At 72.6% G+C, this 23,554-nt stretch carries 19 protein-coding genes; 5 read left to right on the forward strand and 14 right to left on the reverse strand.

Annotated elements, in window-relative coordinates; translation table 11 throughout:
- Positions 1-1,314: 1,314 nt before the first annotated feature.
- Complete coding sequence (locus NQU54_RS11980; protein ID WP_257631031.1) at positions 1,315-3,120, forward strand: protein kinase domain-containing protein; 1,806 nt, start codon at positions 1,315-1,317, stop codon at positions 3,118-3,120.
- 113 nt (positions 3,121-3,233) lie between these two features.
- On the opposite strand, the gene NQU54_RS11985 is transcribed toward NQU54_RS11980, so the two are convergent.
- A complete protein-coding gene (locus NQU54_RS11985) occupies positions 3,234-4,517 on the reverse strand; it encodes an adenylosuccinate synthase (RefSeq protein WP_257631032.1) in 1,284 nt (427 codons plus the stop codon).
- 214 nt (positions 4,518-4,731) lie between these two features.
- Between NQU54_RS11985 and NQU54_RS11990 the strand changes: the two genes are divergently transcribed.
- Together NQU54_RS11990 and NQU54_RS11995 are read left to right on the forward strand one after the other, a co-directional pair.
- Positions 4,732-5,742, forward strand: a complete 1,011-nt coding sequence (locus NQU54_RS11990) for a hypothetical protein (protein ID WP_257631141.1) — start codon at positions 4,732-4,734, stop codon at positions 5,740-5,742.
- Positions 5,743-6,067: 325 nt separating this feature from the next.
- Positions 6,068-6,187: a hypothetical protein gene (locus tag NQU54_RS11995; protein ID WP_372505853.1), complete on the forward strand. Its 120-nt coding sequence runs from the start codon at positions 6,068-6,070 to the stop codon at positions 6,185-6,187.
- On the opposite strand, the gene NQU54_RS12000 is transcribed toward NQU54_RS11995, so the two are convergent.
- Positions 6,136-6,672 carry a GbsR/MarR family transcriptional regulator gene (locus NQU54_RS12000; protein WP_372505854.1) on the reverse strand — a complete coding sequence of 179 codons (537 nt, stop codon included), beginning with the start codon at positions 6,670-6,672 and terminating at the stop codon, positions 6,136-6,138. The genes NQU54_RS11995 and NQU54_RS12000 overlap by 52 nt on opposite strands.
- Before the next feature lie 92 nt (positions 6,673-6,764).
- On the opposite strand from NQU54_RS12000, the gene NQU54_RS12005 reads away from it, so the two are divergent.
- Together NQU54_RS12005 and NQU54_RS12010 are read left to right on the forward strand one after the other, a co-directional pair.
- Positions 6,765-7,682, forward strand: a complete 918-nt coding sequence (locus tag NQU54_RS12005; RefSeq protein ID WP_079258411.1) for an ABC transporter ATP-binding protein — start codon at positions 6,765-6,767, stop codon at positions 7,680-7,682.
- A complete protein-coding gene (locus NQU54_RS12010; protein WP_257631033.1) occupies positions 7,679-9,331 on the forward strand; it encodes an ABC transporter permease in 1,653 nt (550 codons plus the stop codon). Before NQU54_RS12005 ends, NQU54_RS12010 begins: the two co-directional genes overlap by 4 nt.
- A gap of 140 nt (positions 9,332-9,471) precedes the next feature.
- Here NQU54_RS12010 and NQU54_RS12015 read toward each other — a convergent pair whose 3' ends face one another.
- From NQU54_RS12015 to NQU54_RS12070, 12 genes are all read right to left on the reverse strand, one after another.
- Positions 9,472-10,695 carry a cytochrome P450 gene (locus tag NQU54_RS12015; RefSeq protein ID WP_257631034.1) on the reverse strand — a complete coding sequence of 408 codons (1,224 nt, stop codon included), beginning with the start codon at positions 10,693-10,695 and terminating at the stop codon, positions 9,472-9,474.
- Positions 10,696-10,722: 27 nt separating this feature from the next.
- The gene (locus tag NQU54_RS12020; RefSeq protein WP_257631035.1) at positions 10,723-11,448 is read right to left on the reverse strand and encodes a response regulator; all 726 of its coding nucleotides are present in this window, start codon (positions 11,446-11,448) and stop codon (positions 10,723-10,725) included.
- Entirely contained in the window at positions 11,445-12,932 is a 1,488-nt protein-coding gene (locus tag NQU54_RS12025) for a sensor histidine kinase (protein WP_257631036.1), read from the reverse strand. Before NQU54_RS12025 ends, NQU54_RS12020 begins: the two co-directional genes overlap by 4 nt.
- A 496-nt stretch (positions 12,933-13,428) precedes the next feature.
- Positions 13,429-14,607, reverse strand: coding sequence for an alpha/beta hydrolase family protein (locus NQU54_RS12030; RefSeq protein ID WP_257631037.1), 1,179 nt, complete (start codon positions 14,605-14,607; stop codon positions 13,429-13,431).
- Positions 14,608-14,610: 3 nt separating this feature from the next.
- Complete coding sequence (gene kynU / locus NQU54_RS12035) at positions 14,611-16,023, reverse strand: kynureninase (protein WP_257631038.1); 1,413 nt, start codon at positions 16,021-16,023, stop codon at positions 14,611-14,613.
- Positions 16,016-16,873, reverse strand: coding sequence for a tryptophan 2,3-dioxygenase family protein (locus NQU54_RS12040; RefSeq protein WP_257631039.1), 858 nt, complete (start codon positions 16,871-16,873; stop codon positions 16,016-16,018). The genes kynU and NQU54_RS12040 overlap by 8 nt, the downstream gene beginning before the upstream one ends.
- Positions 16,874-17,157: 284 nt before the next feature.
- Complete coding sequence (locus NQU54_RS12045) at positions 17,158-17,571, reverse strand: DUF3151 domain-containing protein (protein ID WP_069872736.1); 414 nt, start codon at positions 17,569-17,571, stop codon at positions 17,158-17,160.
- 163 nt (positions 17,572-17,734) lie between these two features.
- The gene (locus tag NQU54_RS12050) at positions 17,735-19,396 is read right to left on the reverse strand and encodes a DHA2 family efflux MFS transporter permease subunit (RefSeq protein WP_257631040.1); all 1,662 of its coding nucleotides are present in this window, start codon (positions 19,394-19,396) and stop codon (positions 17,735-17,737) included.
- 253 nt (positions 19,397-19,649) lie between these two features.
- Complete coding sequence (fbaA, locus tag NQU54_RS12055) at positions 19,650-20,672, reverse strand: class II fructose-bisphosphate aldolase (RefSeq protein WP_167502553.1); 1,023 nt, start codon at positions 20,670-20,672, stop codon at positions 19,650-19,652.
- A gap of 235 nt (positions 20,673-20,907) precedes the next feature.
- Entirely contained in the window at positions 20,908-21,453 is a 546-nt protein-coding gene (gene pyrE, locus NQU54_RS12060) for an orotate phosphoribosyltransferase (RefSeq protein ID WP_069872729.1), read from the reverse strand.
- A 103-nt stretch (positions 21,454-21,556) separates the two neighbouring features.
- Positions 21,557-22,372, reverse strand: a complete 816-nt coding sequence (locus NQU54_RS12065; protein ID WP_257631041.1) for an aldose epimerase family protein — start codon at positions 22,370-22,372, stop codon at positions 21,557-21,559.
- Between the two features lie 25 nt (positions 22,373-22,397).
- Positions 22,398-23,291 (reverse strand): SRPBCC domain-containing protein, encoded by an 894-nt coding sequence (locus NQU54_RS12070; protein WP_257631042.1) that lies wholly within the window; start codon positions 23,289-23,291, stop codon positions 22,398-22,400.
- Positions 23,292-23,554: the final 263 nt, after the last annotated feature.

Consider the following 23,554-nt stretch of genomic DNA (forward strand, 5'->3'; position numbering starts at 1 on the left):
CCGCAGGCCGGTGCTGCCGCCGCGGCTCCCAACTCGCCCGGTTCGGCCGGGCCCTACGCCGCCGGGGCGTACGGCTACCCGGCACAAGCCACGCCGCCGCGGGCCACCGGCGCGGACCGCGAGCCGCGGACGCCGCCGAACGCCTTCGGACCGCCCGATGTCACCTCGTTCGGGGCGGGCCCCGCCGCCGGTTCGCCCTCCGCCGGGTTCGGCGGGCCAACCGGTCCGAGCGGACCCGGTGCACCGGGCGGATCCGGCATGCCAGCCGGACCCGGTACGCCGACCGGACCCGGTACGCCGACCGGACCCGGCGGGGCGCCCGTGCCCAAGGGGCGCCGTAAGACGCTCATCGTCGTCTCGGCCGCCGTCGCCACCCTGCTCATCGCGGGGGTCACCGCCCTCGCCGTGATCAACGGGAACGACGACAAGGGCGACCGGGCCAAGACCGACTACGACAAGATGACCCACACCCCGCCCAACGGCCCGAGCACCGCCAACTCCAAGGCGCCCGGGGGTGGTTCGGCCGGGCCCGATCCGTCCGCGACCAAGCTGGAGACGACGGGCGATGTGCCCACCGAGTATCTGGGCGCCTGGGAAGGGGAGATCAAGGAGAGCGGCTCGTCCACCGGCAGGATCCGGCGGGTCGTCCTCTCCCAGGGGCCGGTCGGCGCGTTCGTCGCGGAGACGCTCACCTCCGACTCGGACTCGTTCTGCCAGGACTCGGCCAAGCTCAAGTCGGCGGACAGCCTGCTCCTCATCGAGGACGAGGAGGTCGCCACCAGCATCCCCGAGGACAGTTGCAGCACGGTCGGCGAGCAGACCCTGCGGATAGGCAACGACGGCACCCTCGCCTGGAGCACCACGGACGGCTCCTACGAGGCGACGCTGCGCCCCTCGAAGACCGGCGGCAAGCCCATCCCCTCCCGGTACGTGGGTACTTGGCTGGCCAAGGACGCGTTCGGGAAGCCCGACGCCACGTTGAAGCTCACCATCGAACAGGGCGCGATCGGCACCGTCGTGGCCCAGCAGGTCGCGGACAGCAAGAAGTACCACTGCGAGGGCGACCGGGTGCTGGCCTCGGTGGAGAAGGGGCTCGTGCTCAGCCCCTCGAAGTTCACCGGGGGCACCCCCAAGAATCTCTGTGGACCCGGCACGTCACTGACGTTCACCTCATCCGGACATGACAAGCTGCGTGTCGAATATGACGACCCGGACGATTACAGCGATGAGACGATGACACAGACGTTCACCCGCCTCGACTGATCGGCCGATCGGCAGAGGGACTATCGGCACAGGGACAGGAGCCACACCGCGATGGAGAACCTCGGGGCCCAGGACCCGCGGTGGATCGGCGAGTACCGGCTGCTCGGCAAGCTGGGCGAGGGCGGAATGGGCCGGGTCTACCTCGCCCGCTCCGCCCGCGGCCGCACCGTCGCGGTGAAGCTCGTACAAGCCGAACTCGCACGACAAGCCGACTTCCGCGGCCGCTTCAAGCGGGAGGTGGAGGCGGCGAGACGGGTCGGCGGGCAGTGGACCGCGCCCGTGCTCGACGCCGACACCGACGCCGAGGTGCCGTGGGTGGCCACGGGCTACATCGGCGGTCCGTCCCTGCACAGCGTGGTCGCCGAGGACTTCGGGGCGCTGCCCGAGCGCTCGCTGCGGATCCTGGCGAACGGACTGGCCCTCGCGCTGCGCGACATCCACGGCGCCGGGCTGATCCACCGCGACCTCAAGCCGTCCAACATCCTCGTCACCATCGACGGTCCGCGCGTCATCGACTTCGGCATCGCGCGCGCCCTGGACCCCGTGGGCACCACCACGGGCGGCAATCTGACGATGACCGGCGCGGTGGTCGGCTCGCCCGGTTTCATGTCGCCCGAGCAGGTGCGCGGTGAGCCGGTCACGGCCGCGAGCGATGTCTTCTGCCTCGGCTCGGTGCTCGCCTTCGCCGCCACCGGACGTCAGCCCTTCGGCAACCTGGACAGCGGTATCCACGCCCTGATGTACCGAATAGCCCAGGAGGAGCCCGATCTGGTGGGGCTCCCCGAGGGGGCGCGCGGGCTGGTCACCGCGTGTCTGAACAAGGACCCGGCCAAGCGGCCCTCGGTGGACGACCTGGTCGCCGCCACCCAGCCGGTGGCCGATGACGGCGAGCCCTGGCTGCCGGGCGGGCTGCTCGCCCGGCTGGGGCGGGACGCCCTCCAACTGCTGGAGGTGGAGGCCGAGAACGCGCAGCCGGACGCCATGGCGCCACAGCAGGGCCCGTCGGCGTACGGCCATCCGCAGGCCGCCGCGCACACCCCGCCCGGCCCCTCCGCGTACGGCACGCCGTCGGCGTACGCGACCCCCCATGCGCACGCCGCCGCGGGTCCCGCGTACCAGGTGCCCACCCAGCCCTGGCAGGGCGGCTATCAGGCGCCGTTGGGCTTTCCCGCCCCGGGCACGCGGCTGAGGCCGATCCGGGGTCTGGCCACCGCGCTGATGAGCATGTTCGGCATCTGGCTGGTGCTGACCCTCCTCGACATGGCGCTGAACATCTCGCTGCTCGACACGTACTTCGCCATCGACGCCGGCTACGTCAGCAAGGATGTGCTCTACAGCAAGCGGAGCGATGTCCAGGCGATGGACAGCGGCACCGGTGTCGCCGCGTTCGTGCTCGTCGTGCTGTGGCTGGTCTGGTTCCGGACCGCCTACATCAACTCGACGGTGCTCAACCCCGGTCGGCAGCGGTTCGGCAGCGGCTACGCCGTGGGCGCCTGGTTCATCCCGGTCGCCCAGCTATGGCTCCCCAAGCAGATCGCCAACGACGTCTGGACCTCCAGCACTCCCCCGGGGCCCGGACGGCGCGGACGCGCGGTGCTGCACTGGTGGTGGACGTTCTTCGTGATCATGTTCCTGATGTTCCCGGTGAACGGAGCCAGCGAGATCGTCAGCGACAACATCCGCGAACAGCGGCCCGGCGTCATCGTCAGCATCGTCGACGACTCCATCGGCATCCTGACGGCGCTGCTGGCCATCGCCGTGGTGCGGCGGATCACCAAGATGCAGGAGCAGCGGGCCGCGCGGCCCGTCGGCCAGGCGCAGCAGCCCGCCGGGGTGTTCGGCCCGCCCGCGGCGTAGTGACGCCGGCGCGCGGGCCGCGCTCCCGTGGAGGGCTCGGCCGCCGTGGCGGGGGAAGCCGCCGCAGCGGGATCAGCCGCCGTGGCGCGGGCGGCCGCGCCCCCGTGGAGGGTTCAGAGGAACGAGTTGATCTGGATGGTCTCGTCGCGGCCCGGTCCGACGCCGATCGCCGAGATCGGGGCGCCCGACATCTCCTCCAGCGCCTGGACGTACTTCTGCGCGTTCTTCGGGAGGTCGTCGAAGGTCTTGGCCTGGGTGATGTCCTCCGACCAGCCCGGCAGCGTCTCGTAGATCGGTGTGGCGTGGTGGAAGTCGGTCTGGCTGTACGGCAGCTCCTCGACCCGCTTGCCGTCGATCTCGTAGGCGACGCACACCGGGATCCGCTCCCAGCCGGTGAGCACGTCCAGCTTGGTGAGGAAGAAGTCGGTCAGACCGTTGACCCGGGTCGCATAGCGCGCGATGACCGCGTCGAACCAGCCGCAGCGCCGGTCGCGCCCGGTGGTCACACCGCGCTCGCCGCCGATCGTGCGCAGCTTCTCGCCGTCCTCGTCGAGGAGCTCGGTGGGGAACGGGCCCGCGCCGACGCGGGTGGTGTACGCCTTCAGGATGCCGATCACGCGGCTGATCTTGGTCGGGCCCACTCCGGTGCCGGTGCAGGCGCCGCCCGCGGTCGGGTTGGAGGAGGTGACGAAGGGATACGTGCCGTGGTCGACGTCGAGCAGGGTGCCCTGTCCGCCCTCGAAGAGCACGACCTGGCCCTGGTCGATGGCGTTGTTGAGCACCAGGGTGGTGTCGGCGACATAGCCGCTCAGCTGGTCCGCGTAGCCCAGCAGCTCCTCGACGACCTGGTCGACGGCGATGGCACGGCGGTTGTAGAGCTTGGCCAGCACCTGGTTCTTGAAGTCCAGGGCCGCCTCGGCCTTCTGCCGCAGGATCGACTCGTCGAAGAGGTCCTGGACCCGGATGCCCACGCGATTGATCTTGTCCGCATAGGCCGGGCCGATGCCGCGGCCGGTGGTGCCGATCTTCCGCTTGCCGAGGAATCGTTCCGACACCTTGTCGAGCGTCGTGTGATACGGCGTGATCAGATGGGCGTTACCGCTGATCAGCAACTTGGACGTGTCGACGCCGCGCTCGGCAAGACCGCTCAGCTCGGAGAGCAGGACCGCGGGGTCCACGACGACACCGTTGCCGATGACCGGGGTACACCCGGGCGAGAGGATTCCGGACGGGAGGAGGTGCAGCGCGTACTTCTGGTCGCCGACCACCACGGTGTGGCCCGCGTTGTTACCGCCCTGGTAGCGCACTACATAATCCACGGAACCACCGAGCAGATCGGTGGCCTTTCCCTTGCCCTCGTCACCCCACTGAGCACCGAGCAGCACAAGTGCGGGCACAGGCGTACACCCCTTCCGGGCGGGGCATGTCCAACGTGCATGGTGACGCGCGCCACCACAAGAGCCGTCGAACCGGTGCCCCGGATAGACGAAGCCCCTGGCGCAACAGCGACAGGGGCTCTTGCACCGAGAGATTACCTGAGGAAGGACCGAGGTGTCGGCTCCAGATCCCCGGCCCCCTGCGCCGGACACCGCCCGGGGGCGCCCGCTGCTCATGGTCATCGACCCCAACGCCCGCCGCACGGACGGGGAGTCGGTGCGGATCGCGAAGGATGTGCTCTGCGCGGGCGCACAGACGAAAATCTGCCTGCCGGACACCCCGGAGGAGGTCGAGCGGGCGCTGGCCCGCCGAGGCGCCCGCCGGCCGGTGCTGGTGGGCGACGACCGCGCCCTGCTGCGCATGGTGGAGCTGCTGCACCGGCGGCGGGAGCTCGCGGACGCCACGCTGTCGGTGGTCCCGGTCGGCGGCTCCGCCACGGTCGCCCTGGCCCATTCGCTCGGGGTGCCGACGGACGCGGTCGCCGCGGCCCGTACGGTCCTCGACGGCACCGCGCACCCACGTGACCTGCTGGTGGACGAAAGCGGCGGAGTGGTCCTCGGCGGTCTGCGGATCCCCTCCGGACGCGCTCCCTACGGTGCGCACGGGACGCCGGGCGGCGGATGCGGCGGAGCGCCAGGACCGGATGGGCACGGCCCCGGGCCGCAGGGCGACGGGGCGCGGGGCCGGGACTGCCACTGCGATCCCCGCGCCCACGACCACCGGGCCGAGGACGGCGAGAGCGACGAGGACGGCGGTCCGCCCGGCCACGGTCCACAGGGCGATGACCACCAGCCGTGGTGGACCCCGGCGGCCCGCACCGCCCGCACCGCGCTGACGCTGCTCTCGCTCCCCGTGATCGGGCTGTCCGGCGGCGGCGCCCGGAAACCGCCGCATCCGCCGCCGCAGCGGCTGCGGATCGAGGCGGACGGGGTGCTGCTGACCGATCTGGACCGGCCGGTGGAGCGGGTATCGGTATCGACGGCCGCACCGGGCGGCGGACTGGCCGAGGTCGTGGTCCATCCCCACGCGGCGGACGGCCCACTGCGCACCCGGGCGCGGGCCGTCACCGTCTCCGGCCCGGACTTCCGCTATCACGCGGACGCGCTGATCCGGGGCCCGGTGCGCAGCCGCACCTGGACGGTCCTGGCGGAGGCGTGGAGTCTGATGCTGCCGCACCGCCCTTGAACCCCACTCGCGCGGGCGCCGGGCGGGAGCCGCCACGGCGCCAGGCGGACCGGCGCTGTCGCCGGGCCGGACGGCCCCGCGCGCCACGCCGGACGGGACGCGTATCACCACCGGGACCGGACGCGACAGCCACCGGGCAGGACGCTCACCACTCCGGGCGGACGCGACCGCCGTCGGGCAGGACGCTCACCACCAGCGGGCGGACGCGACAACCGTCGGGCAGGACGCGACAACGCTGGGCCGTCCGGCCCGGCACAGGCGCCGGGCCCGGAGGGCCCGGCACGACCGCGGGTGCCGGATCTCCGGCACCCTCCCGATCGGCTCGGTGAAGACCAACCTCGGCCATCTCGAACCGGCGTCCGGCATGGCCGGGGCGGCACCGGGCCGGTGCCCTCAGCCCGCTTCGGCCTCCCGGGCCTCCGCGGCTCGGTGCTCCGCCTGCTGAGCGCGCCAGCGCTCCAGCATCTTGGGCAGCTCCCGCTGGACGAACTCGAAGAAGTCGGCGGTCTCGGTGATCCGCTGCCCCGCCGGGGTGGCGGGGCCGAGCACCTTCGCACCGTCCCGCATGGTGCTCTCCCAGCGGGCGACGATCTGGTCGCGGCGGGTCAGGGTCTCGTACCAGACCTCGTTGTAGAGCCGGTAGCGATCGCGGCGGGAGCCCGGCTCGCGCTCCCGCACCACCATGTCCACCTGGGACAGATAGCGGATCGCGCCCGATACCGCGGCCGGGCTGATCCGCAGCCGCTCGGCGAGCTCGGCCGAGGTGAGCGCCCCGGCGTCGGAGACGAGAAGCGCCGCGAAGACCCGCGCGGCCATCCGCTGCATCCCAGCCTCGGCCAGATCGGCCGCGAACCGCTCGACGAACCTGGACACCGCCATTTCATCCCGCGCGTGACCGGGCGCGTCCTCTGGTTCGATCGTCTCCCTCACCGCTTCATCATCTCCTCTCCTCGTCACATCATCATAAGTTTATACGGTTCCTTAACTTCACAAATTTGTGAAACTAGCGTAGCTTCGAAATCATGAAAACGGCAATCTCCGTGTCCGGCCTGCACAAGTCCTTCGGCCGGACCCACGCGTTGGACGGCCTCGACCTCGAAGTCGAGGCAGGTGAGGTCCATGGCTTCCTCGGCCCCAACGGCGCCGGGAAGTCCACGACCATCCGGGTCCTCCTCGGTCTGCTCCGTGCCGACTCCGGCGCGGTGCAGATGCTGGGCAAGGACCCCTGGCACGACGCCGTCGACCTCCACCGCCACATCGCGTACGTCCCCGGAGACGTCACCCTGTGGCGCAACCTGAGCGGTGGAGAGGTCATCGATCTGTACGGGCGGCTGCGTGGCGGTCTGGACACCGCACGCCGCGCCGAGCTCCTCGATCGTTTCGAGCTCGACCCCACCAAGAAGGGCCGTACCTACTCCAAGGGCAATCGCCAGAAGGTCGCCCTGGTCGCCGCGTTCGCATCCGAAGTGGAGCTGCTGATCTTCGACGAGCCGACCTCCGGGCTCGATCCGCTCATGGAGGAGGTCTTCCGCGAGTGCGTCGCAGAGGAGCGCGACCGCGGGCGTACGGTGCTGCTCTCCAGCCACATCCTCAGCGAGGTCGAGGCGCTCTGCCGGAGGGTGAGCATCATCCGCAAGGGCAGGAGGGTGGAGTCCGGCACGCTCACCGAGCTGCGCCATCTGACCCGTACGTCGGTGACCGCCGAGCTCGCCGGCGAGCCGAACGGCCTGTCCGGCCTCCCCGGTGTGCACAACGTGGACATCCAGGGCCGCCAGGTCAAGCTCCAGGTCGACTCCGACAAGATGGACGCCGTACTGCGCCAGCTCACCCAGGTGGGCGTGCGCAGCCTCATCTCCACCCCGCCCACCCTGGAAGAGCTCTTCCTCCGCCACTACCAGGACGACATCTCGCGCACGGAAGCCGAGGCGATCGCCCGATGAGCGCCGTAGCCGACGCCCGGGTCTCCCCCCGCTCCCGCGGATCGGCCCACGATCTGGCCGGCACGGGCACGCTGCTGCGGCTCGCCCTGCGGCGCGACCGGATCATGATGCCGGTGTGGGTGCTGTGCCTGGGGCTCACGGCCAGCAGCACCGTCGGCCGTCTGAAGAGCGCGTACGACACTCCCCAACGCCGCGCCGACCTCGTCCACGACATGAACGGGAACGGCTCGACACGCGCCCTGTTCGGCGCCGCCTTCGACGACTCGCTCGGCGCGCTCACCGTCTGGCGCGTGGGCGCCTTCCTGACGGTGTTCGCCGCGATCATGAGCCTGCTCATCGTGGTCCGGCACACCCGTGAGGAGGAGGAGACCGGCCGCCAGGAGGCGCTCTCCTCCGGCATGGTCGGCCGCCGCGCCGGTCTCACCTCGGCCCTGCTCGCCGTGGGCATCGCCAACGGCGCCGTGACCCTGCTCATCGCGGGCAGCCTCGCGGGCCAGGGCGGCACCGGCGCGCTCGCGCTCGGCCTCGCCGTCGGTCTGTCCGGTATGGCCTTCGGCGGTCTGGCCGCCGTCGCCGCCCAGCTCACGGAGAACGCACGGCTGGCCCGGGGCCTGAGCTCCGCGCTGGTCGGCGTCGCCTTCGTGCTGCGCATGGCGGGTGACGCCGCGGGGGACGGCAGCAAGGGCTCCGGCCATGTCCTGGTCTGGCTCTCGCCCCTCGGCTGGGCCGAGTACGCCCGGCCGTACGCGGACGAGCGCTGGTGGCCGCTGCTGCTCATCGCCGTGCTCGCCGCGGCCTCGATCACCCTCGCGTACTCCCTCGTGGGCCGTCGCGACGTGGGCGCCAGCTTCTACGCCAGCCGCCCCGGCCCACCGACCGCCGGCCCGCTCCTGAGCGGGGTCTACGGCCTGGGCTGGCGGCTTCAGCGCGGCGCCCTGCTCGGCTGGGCCGCGGGCTTCGTCTTCGCGGGCGCCATCTTCGGCGGCATCTCCGACGGTGCCAACGACTTCCTCGGCGACAGCGAACAGACCCGCGACATCATCCAGCGGATGGGCGGCGCCCAGGGGCTGAACGACGCGTTCCTGGCCGCCATGGTCGGTGTCCTCGGCACCATCCTCACCGTCTACACCGCCAGCTCCGTGCTGCGGCTGCGCGGCGAGGAGACCGACCAGCGCGCCGAGCCCCTGCTGTCCAACGCGGTGAGCCGGCTGCGCTGGGCCGGGAGCCATCTGGTCATCGCCTATCTCGGCCCGGTGGTCATCCTCGCCATCGGCGGTCTGGCGCTGGGCCTGGGCTACGGCATCGCTGCGGGCGATCTGGCCGAGCAGTTCCCCCGCTGCCTGGGCGCCGCCCTCTCCCAGCTCCCGGCGCTGTGGGTGCTCACCAGCGTGACGCTCTTCCTCGTGGGCGTGGTGCCGAAGTACTCGGCGGCGGCCTGGGCCTTCGTCGGCTGGGTGGTGGCCATCGGCTGGATGGGCCCGGCGATGGAGCTGTCCGACTCCGTCATGGACACCTCGCCCTTCAGCCATCTGCCGAAGCTGCCTGGCGACGAGGTCACGGCCGCGCCGTTCCTGTGGCTACTGCTCCTCTCGGTCGTTCTCGCCGCCGGAGGACTGGTGGGTCTGCGCCGCCGTGACATCGGCGGCTGACCCCCGTCGGCCCGCCACATTCCGGCAACCGCCCCCCGTTGCCCACAGGCTGTGGACAACGGGGGGCTCGTCTGTCCTGGCCGTCCTGACCGTCCTGGCCGTCCCGGCCGCGTCGGCTCTGCCGTCTCCGCCGACTCCGCTCAGATTTCGACCAGCAGCTCCCGCAGCCCGCGGATGACGAAGTTCGTCCCCCGCTCCGGCTCCCTGACCAGCCGCATCCCGGGCGCCTTGCGGAGCAGGGCGCCGAAGGAGGCCATGAGTTCCAGACGGGCCAGCGGGGCGCCCAGGCAGTAGTGGATCCCGGCGCCGAAGCTGACATGGGGATTGTCGGCCCGGGAGAGATCGAGGTCGTCGGGGCGGTCGAACCGGGCCGGATCCCGATTGGCCGAGCCGAAGAGCAGCGCGACTTCACTGCCACGCCGGATGACCGTGCCGCCGACCTCGATGTCCTCCAGCACCCAGCGCTCGAAGAGCTGGAGCGGGGTGTCGAAGCGCAGGAGTTCGTCCACGGCGGTGGGCAGCAGCGCGTCGGGGTCGGCGCGGAGCGCGGCGAGCTGCTCGGGGTGGCGGAAGAGCGCCCACCAGCCGTTTCCGGTGCTATTCACCGTGGCCTCGTGGCCCGCGTTGAGGAGCAGCACACAGGTGGAGATCATCTCCTGCTCGGTGAGCCGGTCGCCCTCGTCGTACGCGGCGATGAGCCCGCTGATCAGATCGTCCCCCGGGGACTTGCGGCGCTCGTCGATCAGCCCGCGCAGATAGGCGGAGAACTCCACGGACGCGCGCACGGCCCGGCGCGCCGTCTCCTCGCTCGGGCTCAGCTCGTACATTCCGCAGATCTCCGCGGACCAGGGCCGCAGCGCGGGGCGGTCGGCCGGCGGAATGCCCAGCATCTCGGCGATGACGGCGACCGGCAGCGGTTCGGCGACCGCCGCGATGAGATCGCCGCCGCCCGAGGCCACGAAGGAGTCGACGAGTTCCCCCGCGAGCCGCTGGATCGTCGGCACCAGCGCCTCGACCGTCCGCGGGGTGAACGCCTTGGAGACGAGGCGGCGCAGCCGGGTGTGGTCCGGCGGTTCGAGATCGAGCATGCCGTGGTCGTTGAGGGTGTGGAACGGCTCGTGCTCGGGCGGCGGCGCGGTGCGGCCGAACTCCTCATGGCTGAAGCGATGGAGATAGGTGCGGCCGAGCCGGCGGTCCCGCAACAGGGCGCTGACATCCGCGTGGCGCGGGATCAGCCACTGGCGGGAGGGCTCGAACCAGTGGGCCCGGCCGCCCTCGCGCAGCTCGGCGTAGGCCGGATACGGGTCCGCGACGAACGACGGCCGCCAGGGGTCGAAGACGGGGGCTTCGGCGCTGCTGCTCATCCCCGGACGGTACCGCGCCCGGCCCGGTCAGCCCCCGGGGGTCACCAGACGCACCTCGTAGGCGAACACCGCCGCCTGGGTGCGGTCGCGCAGCCCCAGTTTCACCAGGATCCGGCTGACATGCGTCTTCACCGTCGACTCGGCCACGATCAGCCGCTCGGCGATCTCGGCGTTGGAGCAGCCCTGGGCGACCAGCACCAGGACCTCGTTCTCCCGCTCGGTCAACTCCGCCAGCCGGCCCTGCGGGGAGGGCAGCGGGACGCCGAACCCGGCCGCCTCGCCGATCCGCGAGAACGTGGTGATCAGACGCTTGGTGACGGTCGGCGCGAGCAGCGCCTCGCCCGCCGCCACAACCCGTACCGCCTCGCCGAGCTGACGGGCGGAGGCGTCCTTGAGCAGAAAGCCGCTCGCTCCGGAGCGCAGCGCCTGGTAGACGTACTCGTCCAGATCGAAGGTGGTCAGGACGAGCACCTTGGCGTCCGCGTCCGCCGCGACGATCTCACGGGTGGCCTCGAGGCCGTTGACCTCCGGCATCCGGATGTCCATCAGGACCACATCGGGGCGCAGGGCGGCGACCTGGGCGATGGCCTGGCGCCCGTCGACCGCCTCGCCGACGACCTCGATATCGGGCTGGGCGTTCAGCAGCACGGAGAAACCCTCGCGGACCATCACCTGATCGTCGGCGATCAGCACGCGGATGGGAGAGGTGGGGAGGGCAGGCGGAGTGGCCGGGGTGGAGGCGTCGGTGGTCATGGCTTGATCGTCTCCCCCGCCGGGGCGGGGCCCTTCCTCGGTCCCGATGCCTCCGGGGCGGGGCCCTTCTTGAGTCCGGGCCCCTGCTTCGGGGTCGATGGCTCGGATGCGGGCCCGCGCTTCGGTGCGGATGCCTCGGAGGCGGGCCCGCGCTTCGGGGTCGATGGCTCCGGTCCGGACGCCTCCGCTTCTTCCGCGGCCGCGGCGACCGGGATGAAGACCGCGACCTCGTAGCCGCCGTCCTCCTCCACCGCTCCCGCCGTCATCTCCCCGTTCAGCATCGCCACGCGCTCCCGCATCCCGAGCAGCCCGTGGCCCATGCCCGGGGAGGGCCGTACGGCCTGGGTGGGCGGGCCGTTGACGATCCGCAGGCCCAGACCGCCGAGGACATAGGCGACCTCGACGCGGGCGGTGCTCCCGGGGGCGTGGCGCAGCGCGTTGGAGAGCGCCTCCTGGGCGATTCGGTAGGCGGACAGCTCCACACCGGAGGGCAGCGGGCGTACGGCGCCGGTGATGATGTGCTCGACGGTCAGCCCCGCCGCCCGGACCCCCGCGAAGAGCGTGTCGAGCGTGGCGAGGGTCGGCTGGGGCGCCTCGGGGTCGGCGTCGGCGTAGGCATCGGGGTCGTCGGCGCGTACGACGCCGAGGACGCGGCGGAGTTCGGTGAGTGCGGCGACCGCGTTCTCGCGGATGGTCGCGAAGCTGGTGGCCAGCTCCTCGGGCGGGTTCGCCACCCGGTAGGGCGCCGCCTCCGCCTGGATGGCGATCACGGACATATGGTGCGCGACGACATCGTGCAGCTCACGGGCGATGGTCGCGCGCTCCTCCAGCAGCGTGCGGCGCGAGCGCTCCTCGTAGGTGGCCGACTGCTGCACGGCCACCTGCTGCTTGGTCTCGCGCAGACTGCGCCGGGAGACGACGGCGCCCACGATGACGCCGGAGGTGACCACCATGGGGAAGGCGTTCGTGTGCCCCCCAACGGCGCTGAAATCGCAGGCGATCCCGAACGCTGCCGTGAGCAGCAGCATCTGCCCGGCCACCCGCGGGCGGTTCTGGCTCGCGACGATCACCATCACCGCGACATGCGAGGCGAAGAGGGTCGCCGGCCAGGGCCACATGCTGCTTCCGACCGGTTCGGGGGCAACCAGGCTCCAGATGACGCTCGCCGCGAAGGACAGCCACCAGGCGCCGATCGGCCGGTAGAGCGCCAGCAGCAGGGGCGCGCCGCTGAGCAGAGCCGTCCCCACGCCCTCGGTTTCGTTCGCCACGGCCATGAGGTAGAAGGCGAAGGCCGCGATCGCGGCCTGTGGCAGCCACGGCGCGTATGGCCGGGCCGACCGGGGCACCTTGCGCACCAGCGGATGCGTGGCGCCGAGCGGCGGCAGCGGGCGGAGCGCGAAGGCGCCGGTGATCAAGTCCTTCCGCAGATCGGACAACGCCCGGCGGATGGTGCGGAGTTCGGTCCGCGGAATCGTCTGGGTCACGCCGACCACGGTAGAGAGCGCGCCCCGCGCCGTCGTCCCCGGGAATGTGGATTGTGCGGGGTCCGCCTCAAGTACTACGTGGGGGGCGGCGGTCCGGGGGTGTGGGTGTGGGTGTGGGTGTGGGTGTGGGTGTGGGTCGATGCTACGGGGCCGGGGGCGGCCTCTGCGCGGCTGGGTGCGCACCCCGCGGCCGGGTGCGGGACCGCGGCCGAGTGCGGGGCGCGGGCTACGGGGCCGGGGCGACCCGGGGCAGGGGCGACCCGGGGCAGGGTGGCCGGGTGGGGCCCGCGCTGCCGAGCCGGGGAGGAAGCCCGGGACCACGCGGCCACGCGTCGCCCGGGGCCCGGGGCTACGGGACCGGGTGGGGTCCGGCGCTACGAGGCAGGGTGAGGCCCGGGGCTATGCGGTGGCCGTCGCCTGGTGCTGCGAGGCCGGGTGGGCCCAGGACCGCGAGGCCGCGCATCGCCCGCCACTACCAGGCCGGGGGCGCCCGGTACTACGAAGCCGGGGGCGGCCCGGCCAGGCGGGCGATTTCGTCGGCGACCGTGTGGGCGACGGGCGTGGTGGGGTCGATCGGCGGGAAGTGTCCGCCCTCGGTCCTGACCAGCCGTACGTCCTGCCCGGCCAGGGCCGCGGCCGCCGCGAAGGCGTCCGCGACCGCCGGTGGCACATCGCTGTCGGTGCCGCCCTGCACGATGGTGGTGGGGATCGCGGTGGGCAGCAGCGCGGCGGGGTCGGCGAAGGCCAGCCGGGCCGTCAGTTCGGCGCCGTCGCCGAGGAGTTCGCCGACGGCACCGGAGCAGACGTCCAGCGCATGGGCCGTGGCGAAGTCCGCGATGGGGGCGAGGGCGACGACACCGCGGAGCGGGGAGGGGGAGGGCAGATGCCAGGGAGTGCCGGACGGCAACCGATGCCGGGCCGCGGCCCACAGCGCGGCGTGGCCGCCCGCGGAGTGCCCGGTGAGCACCACGCGGTCCGGGTCGACCGCCCCTGGGTCCCCGGGACCTCCGAGCCCGAGCTCCCGGGCGAGGCCCGGCACGGTGTCCACGGCGGCCGCGATGTCGTCCAGCGTTTCCGGCCACCGCCCCGCCCGCGCGGGGCGCGACGGCTCCAGGTAGCCATCACCGTCCGCGCCCACCGCACCCCGGCGGTACTCGACCGACGCCACGACCAGGCCCCGCCCCGCCAGGAACGCGGCGAAGGGCGAGACATGGCGGCGGTCGTAGGGGGCGCGCCAGGCGCCGCCGTGGAAGAGGAGGACCAGCGGAGCGGGACGGGGGGCCCACCGCGCCCCGGGCGGGTCGCCGGGCGTTTCCCTGGGCGGGTCGAGGGACGTTCCCTCGGGCGGGTCGCCAGGCATTCCCCTGGGCGGGTCGACGGGCGTTCCCCCGGGCGGGTCGCCAGGCATTCCCCGGGACGGGTCGACGGGCGTTCCCCCGGGCGGTTCGCCAGGCATTCCCCGGGGCAGGTCGACGGGCGTTCCCCCGGGCGGGTCGCCAGGCATTCCCCTGGGCAGGTCGACGGGCGTTCCCCCGGGCGGTTCGCCAGGCATTCCCCGGGGCGGAAAGTAGAAGTCCACCACCTGGTCCGGGTGTTCGCCGTACGCGACGGTCCGGTCCGGGGCCACGGGGGCGAGCCCGAAGACCGACGTCTCCTCGGCCGCCGCCCCGCCCATCGGTCAGCCCTCCTTCAGCACGGCGGCCAGCACCCGCGCCGCCCGCTCCACCTCGGCGAAGCCCGTGTACAGCGGGGTGAAGCCGAAGCGCAGCACATCGGGGCGGCGGAAGTCGCCCACGACACCGCGCCGCACCAGCTCCGCCATCACCTCCCCCGCGTCCGCGCACCGCAGCGCCACCTGGCTGCCGCGCTCGGTGTGTGCGGCGGGGGTGAGGGACCGGATGCGGCCCGCCGGGGCGTAGTCCTCGACGCAGCGGAGGAAGAAGTCCGTCAGGGCCAGGCTCTTGGCCCTGACGTCCTCGATCGTCACGTCGTCCCACACCTCGAGCGCGGCCTCCAGCGCCAGCATCGAGAGGATGTCCGGGGTGCCGACGCGGCCGCGGACCGCTCCGTCGGCCGGGGTGTAGGCGGAGGCCATGCCGAAGGGGTCGGCATGCGAGTTCCAGCCGGGCAGCGGGGAGTCGAAGCCGGGCTGATGCGCACGCGCGACGTACAGATACGCGGGCGCGCCGGGCCCGCCGTTGAGGTACTTGTACGTGCAACCGACCGCGAGGTCCACGCCGTGGGCGTCCAGCCCGACCGGCAGGGCGCCCGCGCTGTGGCACAGGTCCCACACCACGAGCGCGCCCGCCGCGTGTACGGCGGCCGTGGTCCCGGGCAGGTCGTGGAGGCGGCCGGTGCGGTAGTCCACGTGGTTGACGAGCGCGACGGCGGTCCGGGAGCCGACAGCGGAGGGGACGTCGCCCGCGGCCACCGGCCGCAGGGTGCAGCCGGTCATCCGGGCGGCGGACTCGGCGATATACCCGTCGGTGGGGAAGGTGGCCTCGTCGACCAGGATCTGATCGCGGTGGGCACCGCGCTCCTGAGCCATCCGTACGGCCGCGACGACCGCCTTGAAGACATTCACGCTCGTCGAGTCGCCGACGACCACCTGGCCGGGGGCGGCGCCGATGAGCCGGCCGACGCGGTCACCGATCCGCTCGGGCGCGGTCCACCAGCCGCTCTCCTCCCAAGAGCGGATGCGCAGCTGCCCCCATTCGCGGGCGACCACATCGGCCAGCCGGGGCGGGACGGCGCGCGGCAGGGCGCCCAGTGAGTTGCCGTCGAGATAGATGACGTCGTCGAGGGTGAAGGCGTCGCGCTTGGCGCGCAGCCGGTCGGCCGCGTCGAGCCTGGCGGCCTCGTCGGTGAGGGCGGCCGGGGGCAGACCGGTCTCGTCCTCGGTCAGACCGGGCTCGGCCGCACCCGTCCCGGCGGGAGCGGACTCAGCCGGAGCGGGCCGCGTGCCGGTCGGCTCAACACCGGCCGACTCGGCTCCAGCACCGGCCGACTCGGCTTGAGCACCGTCCACCTCGGCTTCGGTACCGGTCGGCTCGGCGTCGGCCGACTCCGTGGGGATCGTCGCGTCAGACATGGCTGCGCGCCGTCCACAGCTCGGGGAAGACGGTCTTGGCCGCGCGCTTCTCCAGCCAGGCGACCCCGGCCGAGCCGCCCGTCCCCGTCTTGGCGCCCATCGCCCGCCGGGTCGCCACCAGGTGGTCGTTGCGCCAGCGCCACACCAGCTCGGCGACCTCGGTGAGCGCCTCGCCGAGCCGGATCAGCTCACCGTCGCGCGGACCGGAGTAGATCTCCTCCCAGAGCCGCTCCACGCCCGGATCCGGTTCGTAGCGCAGGGCGGGATCGCGGTCCAGCGCGGACGCCGGGACGGCGAGGCCGCGGCGGGCGAGATAGCGCAGCACCTCGTCGTAGAGGCTGGGCTCGGTCAGCGCCTTCTCCAGTTCGGCGTGGACCTGCGGCGCGCCCCGGTGCGGGACGAGCATGGACGGGGACTTCTCGCCGAGCAGGAACTCCAGCCGCCGGTACATCGCCGACTGGAAGCCGGAGCCCTCGCCGAGCGCGGAGCGGTACGCGTTGAACTGGCCGGGGGTGAGATGGGCCAGTGGCGTCCAGGAGGCGTTGAGCGACTCCAGCTCGTAGGCCGAGCGCTGGAGCGCGGCCATCGCGGTGGGCAGATCGTCCTCGCGCAGCGCCTGCGCGGCGGTGTGCCACTCATGGACGAGGACGGTGAACCACAGCTCCATGACCTGGGTGGTGACCAGGAACACCATCTCGCCGGGGTCGTCGGAGAGTGGGTGCTGGAGGTGGGTGAGCACGGACGCCTGGACGTAGTCCTCGTACGGGGTGGTGCCGTCGAAATCCAGATGAGGCGCTTCGGCCTCGGCCCCGCTCGGCGCGGCGTGTTCAGGGACAGGTTGCTGCGACATCGCATCTCCTGAGGTACTGCTCGCTACCGGGTAGCGGTCCGCCCCTTCCTCTCGGTCTCGGAGCTCCGGTCCCCTCGGGGCCCACAGCCAAAGGGGCCCCGCACCGCATCATCCGCGCCGCACGGGCGATCGGCAAGTACGGAAGGGGCCCGTGGGGCATACGACACCCCACAGGCCCGGTGCGCCTCGTCACGCCTAAGCGGAGCCGATTCAGCAGAGCCGAATCAACGGAGCCGAGCAGTTCAGAGGCGGCAGATCAGAAGCGGCGGATCACCAGCGGCGGATCAGGAGAGCGTGTCCGCCGCGGTCGGGGAGCTCTCGCGCAGGAAGGTCGAGCAGCGCTCGTACTCCTCCTGCTCGCCGATGGCCTGCGCGGCGCGTGCGAGCGCGTGCAGGGCGCGCAGGAAGCCACGGTTGGGCTCATGCTCGAAGGGCACCGGGCCGTGGCCCTTCCAGCCGCTGCGGCGCAGGGCATCGAGTCCACGGTGGTAGCCCGTGCGGGCGTACGCGTAGGACTCGACCACCCGGCCGGCCTCGAATGCCTCGTCGGCGAGCTGCGCCCAGGCGAGCGAGGAGGCCGGGTACTTCGCGGCGACCTCGGACGGGGCCGCGCCGGAGGCGAGCAGCTCCCGGGGCTCGGGATCGTCGGGCAGATGGGTCGGGGGCGGTCCCCCGAGCAGGTTCTCGTGAATGGCCATGGGTTCCAGTCTGCCTGGTCCGGGGCCCCACCCGACACGCTCAAGCCATGTGGCCGTCGATCCGAGGGGCGCGTCCGGCACGAAGTGGGCGCGCGGGTCAGGTGCGAAGAGGACGCGGGTCAGGTGCGGAGACGGCGCGAGTCACGTGCGAAGACGGCACGGGTCAGGTGCGGGGGCCTTCCTCGCCCGGGTCCAGGGGCGGCGCGCCCACACCGCAGTGATATGTGCACTCGGGGCGGCACGGCGGCCGCTCCGCCCGCCGCGCGGCGACCTCGGCCCCCTCCGGCGCCACGACCGGCTCCACGCGAGGCTCCGCACCCGCTTCCGCCTCCGGCACACCCGCTTCCATCCCCGGCCCCGCGACCGCCTCCGCGCCCGGCTCCGGGCCCGCCTGCTCCAGGGCGCTCGAGCTCACCGTGCGCCACGCGATGACCGCGCCCAGCACCAGCACCCCGGCACAGATCGGCATCGCCCGCCGGAAGGTGTCCGCGAACGCGTCCGCCGATCGGTACGCCTCCGGGCCCATCCCCGCGAGCAGCGGCAGCGCCGCCACCGCGACCAGGCCCGCCGCGCGGGCCGCCGCGTTGTTGACCCCGCTGGCCAGACCCGCGCGGGCGACGTCCACCGAGGCCAGGACGGTCGCGGTGAGCGGGGCGACCACGACCACCATGCCCATGCCCAGCACCACCAGCGCGGGCAGGATGTCCCGCCAGTACACCGCCCCCACCCCGGCCCGGGTCATCAGCAGCATCCCCGCCGCGCACAGCAGCGGGCCGACGGTCAGCGGGATCCGCGGGCCGATGCGCTTGCCCAGCTCGCCCGAACGGGCCGACAGCAGCAGCATCAGCATGGTCGTGGGCAACAGCGCGGTACCGGCGACGAGCGCGGAGTAACCCACGACCACCTGGAGGTCGAGCACCGAGAGGAAGAAGAAGCCGCCGAAGGCCGCGTAGACGCACAGGGTCACCGCGTTGACGGCGGTGAACTGGTGCGAGGAGAAGATGGAGAGCGGCAGCATCGGTTCGCGCAGCCTCCGCTCCACGGCGACGAAGACCGCTCCCAGCGCCAGCCCGGCGACGGCCGGAACCACCACGGCGGGCGAGGCGCCCTTCTGCGGCGCGGCGATCAGCGCATAGGTCACCAGGCCGAGGGCCGCCGCCCCCAGCACCGCGCCGAGCACGTCGAACCGGCCGTGTGCCCGCGGATCGCTGGTCTCCGGTACGTGGCGCAAAGCGACCGGCACACACACCGCCGCCAGTGGCACATTGATGAAGAACACCCAGCGCCAGCCGGGCCCGTCCACCAGCCAGCCGCCGAGGAACGGCCCGATCGCCGCCCCGATCCCGCCGAAGCCGGACCACAGCCCGATCGCCCGCGCCCGGTCATCGGGGTGGATCACCGACTGGATCAGCGCCAGCGACCCGGGGGTGAGCAGCGCCCCGCCGATGCCCTGGAACGCACGCGCGGCGATCAGCACCCCGGCGTTCGGCGCCAGCCCGCACGCCAGCGAGGCCAGCGCGAACCACACCACCCCGGTGACGAACACCCGCCGCCGCCCGAACCGGTCCCCGAGCGACCCGCCGAGCAGGATCAGCCCGGCGAGGGTGAGCATGTAGGCGTTGACGGTCCACTGCAAGACGGCGAGATCGGCGCCCAGGTCGAGCCCGATGCGCGGCAGGGCGACATTGACGACGGTGCTGTCGAGGAGGGCCATGGCGGAGCCCAGCACGGTGGTGAACACAAGCCACCGCCCGGCCGGCACGGACAGTGGTACCGGCCGACCGGTCCCCGGAGCGTGCCCCGCTCCGGGCGTGGAGCCGCCCATACCTGGATCATCCCCTGCGTTGCCCCTGTGAGGCCAGCCCATGGGTGCGGCGCCCGCCGTTCCCTGTCGCGGCCCGGGGGCCGATTGTGCCCACGGTTCCTCCCCCGGCCACCACCGGGGAGGTGCCCCCGCGGCTACCGCTGGGAGGTGGCCCCTCCGCGGAACGGTCGCCCACAACCGGCTTCCGTGACCGCGAACGGGCCCGGCGACTCGCCGTGAAGGCGAGCGCCGGGCCCGGTGGAGCCGGGAAGAACTACTTCAGCTTCGTCCCCGTGGACCGAAGGTGCGAACAAGCCTTGGTGACCCGTTCGGCCATCCCCGTCTCGGCCAGCTTGCCCCAGCTCCGCGGGTCGTAGGTCTTCTTGTTGCCGACCTCGCCGTCGACCTTCAGCACCCCGTCGTAGTTGCGGAACATGTGGTCCGCGACCGGGCGGGTGAAGGCGTACTGGGTGTCCGTGTCGAGGTTCATCTTCACCACGCCGTTCTCCAGCGCGGTGCGGATCTCCTCCTCCGTGGAGCCGGAGCCGCCGTGGAAGACGAAGAAGAACGGGTCCTGCTTGCCGTACTTCGCGGCGACACCGTCCTGGAGCTCACGCAGCAGCTCCGGGCGGAGGACGACATTGCCCGGCTTGTAGACGCCGTGGACGTTGCCGAAGGAGGCGGCCAGCAGGTAGCGGCCCTTGTCGCCCAGGCCGAGGGCCTCGGCGGTGCGCAGGGCGTCGTCGACCGTCGTGTAGAGCTTGTCGTTGATCTCGTGCGTGACGCCGTCCTCCTCGCCACCGGTCGGGGTGATCTCGACCTCGAGGATGATCTTCGCCTTGCCCGCCTCGGCGAGCAGCTCCTGCGCGATGTCGAGGTTGTCGGCGAGCGTCTCGGCGGAGCCGTCCCACATATGGGACTGGAACAGCGGGTTCTGGCCCTTCTCGACACGCTCCCGCGAGATCTTGATCAGCGGACGGACATAGCCGTCCAGCTTGTCCTTGGGGCAGTGGTCGGTGTGCAGGGCGATGTTGACCGGGTACTTCTCGGCGACGACATGCGCGAACTCGGCGAGACCGACGGCACCGCTGACCATGTCCTTCTTGTACTGGCCACCCAGGAACTCGGCACCACCGGTGGAGATCTGGACGATGCCGTCGCTCTCCGCCTCGGCGAAGCCGCGCAGGGCGGCGTGCAGAGTCTGCGTCGAGGTCACGTTGATCGCCGGGTAGGCGAACTTGCCCGCCTTCGCCCGGTCGAGCATCTCGTTGTAGATCTCAGGGGATGCGATGGGCATCTGACCGCTCCTTGTATGTGCGGGTTAGTCGTACTTGGCCCTGACCTAGGGGCGACGTCATCGTCGGGGCCATAATTCCAGACTCCGTCGATTGCTCCACACGGCGCACGCCGAGACCACACGGACGGGGGTGGGGGTTTCACGTGAAACCTCCCGCCTCTCCCACCCTCGCAGGAATCAGCTCAGCAGGAATCCGCTCAGCGGGAATCAGCTCAGCAGGATTCATTCGGCAGATTCAGCCCAGTCCGAGGTCGGCAAGCGAGTACGCCGGGAGATACGCCAGCCCGGCGTCCGCGATCGCCGACGCGGCGCCGCGCTCGACGATCGTCGCGACCGCGACGACCTCCGCTCCCGCCTCCCGCGCCGCCTCCACCGCGGTCAGCGGCGAACCGCCGGTGGTGGAGGTGTCCTCGACCACCAGCACCCGGCGGCCCGCGATATCCGGGCCCTCGATCCGCCGCTGCATCCCGTGCGTCTTCTGGGCCTTGCGGACCACGAAGGCGTCGAGCCGGCGCCCGCGCGCGGCGGCCACATGCAGCATGGACGTGGCCACCGGGTCGGCGCCCAGCGTCAGCCCGCCCACCGCGTCGTACTCCAGATCGGCCGTGGTGTCGAGCATGACCTGGCCGACCAGCGGCGCGGCCTCGGCGTCCAGGGTGATCCGGCGCAGGTCGATGTAGTAGTCGGCCTCACGCCCGGAGGAGAGGGTCACCTTGCCGTGGACCACGGCCTTGTCCTTGATCTGCTGCCGCAGGGCGTCACGCGCATCGCTCATGCGCATGAGCTTATGCGGTGGCCCCGGTAACCCCCCAAGCCACTCCGCCTCCGTCAGCCGGCTCAGCCCCGTCAGACCGCTCCGCCTCCCCCAAGCCGCTCCGCCTCCGTCAGGCCAGTGCGCGCCAGCTCCAGGTCATGGAGATCTCCAGCGGATCGATGGGGGTGACCAGGCGCGGCATGAGGTTGAGCCCGTTCGGCGGGCCGGACTGCGGTTCGACGCACACCGCCTCCGCCTGCTCGTCGTAGATGACCACCCACTCCGTCCGGCTGGTGACCTTCAGCTCGAGCCGGCCGGGCCAGGTGAGCGTCACGTCCACCCCCTGCGGCATGCCGAAGCAGTCGTCCCAGGGGCCGGGCCTGGGCGCGATCCGGCGGCCGGTGGGGAGGTGGTCCTCCCCGCGCTCCTCCTGCCATGCGGCGTCGAAGGCGATCTCGGCATCGGCGCCGCCCTCGCCCAGGTTCCGCAGGAACCACGGGTGCCAGCCCGCCTGCGCCGGGAAGGAATCGCCCTCGGTCTCCACGCTCATGGTGACGGTCAGGCTGTCCGGGGAGAGCTCGAAGGTCTGGGTGACCCGGCCCTCGTACGGCCAGGGGTCGGCGAGGTCGTAGGTGAACGCCGCGCTGGACTGCCCGGTGCCGGCCGGGCTCCATGCGACGTTCCGGCCGGTGCCATGGATCGCGTGCGGCGGGGAGTTGACGGGCAATTGGTGGGTCCGCCCGCCGTTGCGGAACCGGCCCAGCGCGGTACGGCCGCACCACGGCACCATCGGGAACGACCCGAACCGCGGGCCCTGCCGCAGCAGCTCCGTACCGCCGATGCGCAGTGAACCGATACGGCAGCCGTTCTCGGGTGAGACGGTCAGCTCGGCGTCCCCGGCGGTCAGCCGGACGCCCCTGGTCTCCGCTGTCTCTTCGGTCGTCACAACTACCGACCCTATGCGCATACGCTCATCGGCGGCGGCGAAGTACGCGACGGCCCACGACGACGACCGAGGCGAGCACGACGGCCGCGGCGGGCGCGGCCCAGCGCAGTGCGACGCTGGTGGAGACGGTCTCGGGCGCGGGGACCGGGGCGTAGCGGCCGCGCGGCGGGGCGTGGTCGACCTCCTCGGTGGACCGGCCGATCATCGTGCGGCGGGCGTGGGCGGCCTCGGCCGGGGGCTCCTCGTCCAGGTCATCGAGATCGCCGAGGTCGCCGAAGCCGACGGGCTCCTCGACGGCGTCCGCCTCGTCGAGATCCTCGAGATCGCCGACGTCGTCGAGGTCCGTGTCGTCGGCCGACAGCGGAAGCTCGGCCTCGGTCGGCAGCCCGGACTCCTCCGCGGCGGCGGCGCCCGGGGCCGCGCCCGCATCGGTGGCCTCGTCGGTGGGCGCGCCGGGGACCTCGTCCTCGGTGGGCGCGGGGATCGGGGACGCCTCCAGCCCGGCCGCGAGCGCCGAGGCGAACCGGTCCAGCAGGCGGCGGGCCACCGTCGCGGCCGCCTCCTCGTCGAACTCGGCCAGCCGCCCCTCGCTGTGGACCGTCCCGGCGCAGATCAGCTCCGTACCGCCCGCGACGGGCTTCGGCGTCACGGTCAGCGCCAGCTTCACCGAGCCGCTGCCACGCGCCTCTGTGCCCTCGCCCTCGACCTCGAACGCGTCGGCGCGCGGGACGACGCGCAGCGAGCCGCGGTAGGTGATGGTGGACCCGCCGATGCGCAGCCGCAGCCGGCCGGCGAGCGGCCCGGCGGCCTCATCGGCGTCCTGCTGGAGCCCGGGAACGCAACGAGCGACGCGGGCGGGCTCCGCGAGCGCCAGCCGGACGGTGTCGACAGGAAACGGAACGAACACCTCATGCTCCATAGGTCAAGACAGTACCCATCGCACGTTCCCTGAGACCCGTTCCCGGTCAACTTTCCGGCGCGCCGCCACAGGCTGGCCATCGCGACCTTGCCCCCGCGGGGCCCGCGCTGCCCGCGGCGCGCACCCCCATCAGGCATGGGCCGAGGGCGCGCGCCCCCAGCGTGCGGGCGGACACCGGCGCCCGAGCGCCGACCCGCACGCCTGCCCGGGACGCGGGCCCGCGCCCGTGCCCGTGCCCGCGTCCCGGAGGTCCGTGCGGCGCG

This window comes from Streptomyces malaysiensis subsp. samsunensis, assembly GCF_024519315.1.
GTDB classification, from domain to species: Bacteria; Actinomycetota; Actinomycetes; order Streptomycetales; family Streptomycetaceae; genus Streptomyces; species Streptomyces malaysiensis.

What these genes read in the sequence shown, in the direction of transcription:
- NQU54_RS11980 (WP_257631031.1), top strand. Translation starts at nt 1,315, where the DNA reads ATGGAGAACCTCGGGGCCCAGGACCCGCGGTGGATCGGCGAGTACCGG.
- NQU54_RS11990 (WP_257631141.1), top strand. Translation starts at nt 4,732, where the DNA reads ATGGTCATCGACCCCAACGCCCGCCGCACGGACGGGGAGTCGGTGCGG.
- NQU54_RS12005 (WP_079258411.1), top strand. Translation starts at nt 6,765, where the DNA reads ATGAAAACGGCAATCTCCGTGTCCGGCCTGCACAAGTCCTTCGGCCGG.
- NQU54_RS12010 (WP_257631033.1), top strand. Translation starts at nt 7,679, where the DNA reads ATGAGCGCCGTAGCCGACGCCCGGGTCTCCCCCCGCTCCCGCGGATCG.
- NQU54_RS12015 (WP_257631034.1), bottom strand. Translation starts at nt 10,695, where the DNA reads ATGAGCAGCAGCGCCGAAGCCCCCGTCTTCGACCCCTGGCGGCCGTCG.
- NQU54_RS12020 (WP_257631035.1), bottom strand. Translation starts at nt 11,448, where the DNA reads ATGACCACCGACGCCTCCACCCCGGCCACTCCGCCTGCCCTCCCCACC.
- NQU54_RS12030 (WP_257631037.1), bottom strand. Translation starts at nt 14,607, where the DNA reads ATGGGCGGGGCGGCGGCCGAGGAGACGTCGGTCTTCGGGCTCGCCCCC.
- kynU (WP_257631038.1), bottom strand. Translation starts at nt 16,023, where the DNA reads ATGTCTGACGCGACGATCCCCACGGAGTCGGCCGACGCCGAGCCGACC.
- NQU54_RS12040 (WP_257631039.1), bottom strand. Translation starts at nt 16,873, where the DNA reads ATGTCGCAGCAACCTGTCCCTGAACACGCCGCGCCGAGCGGGGCCGAG.
- NQU54_RS12045 (WP_069872736.1), bottom strand. Translation starts at nt 17,571, where the DNA reads ATGGCCATTCACGAGAACCTGCTCGGGGGACCGCCCCCGACCCATCTG.
- NQU54_RS12050 (WP_257631040.1), bottom strand. Translation starts at nt 19,396, where the DNA reads ATGGGCGGCTCCACGCCCGGAGCGGGGCACGCTCCGGGGACCGGTCGG.
- fbaA (WP_167502553.1), bottom strand. Translation starts at nt 20,672, where the DNA reads ATGCCCATCGCATCCCCTGAGATCTACAACGAGATGCTCGACCGGGCG.
- pyrE (WP_069872729.1), bottom strand. Translation starts at nt 21,453, where the DNA reads ATGCGCATGAGCGATGCGCGTGACGCCCTGCGGCAGCAGATCAAGGAC.
- NQU54_RS12070 (WP_257631042.1), bottom strand. Translation starts at nt 23,291, where the DNA reads ATGGAGCATGAGGTGTTCGTTCCGTTTCCTGTCGACACCGTCCGGCTG.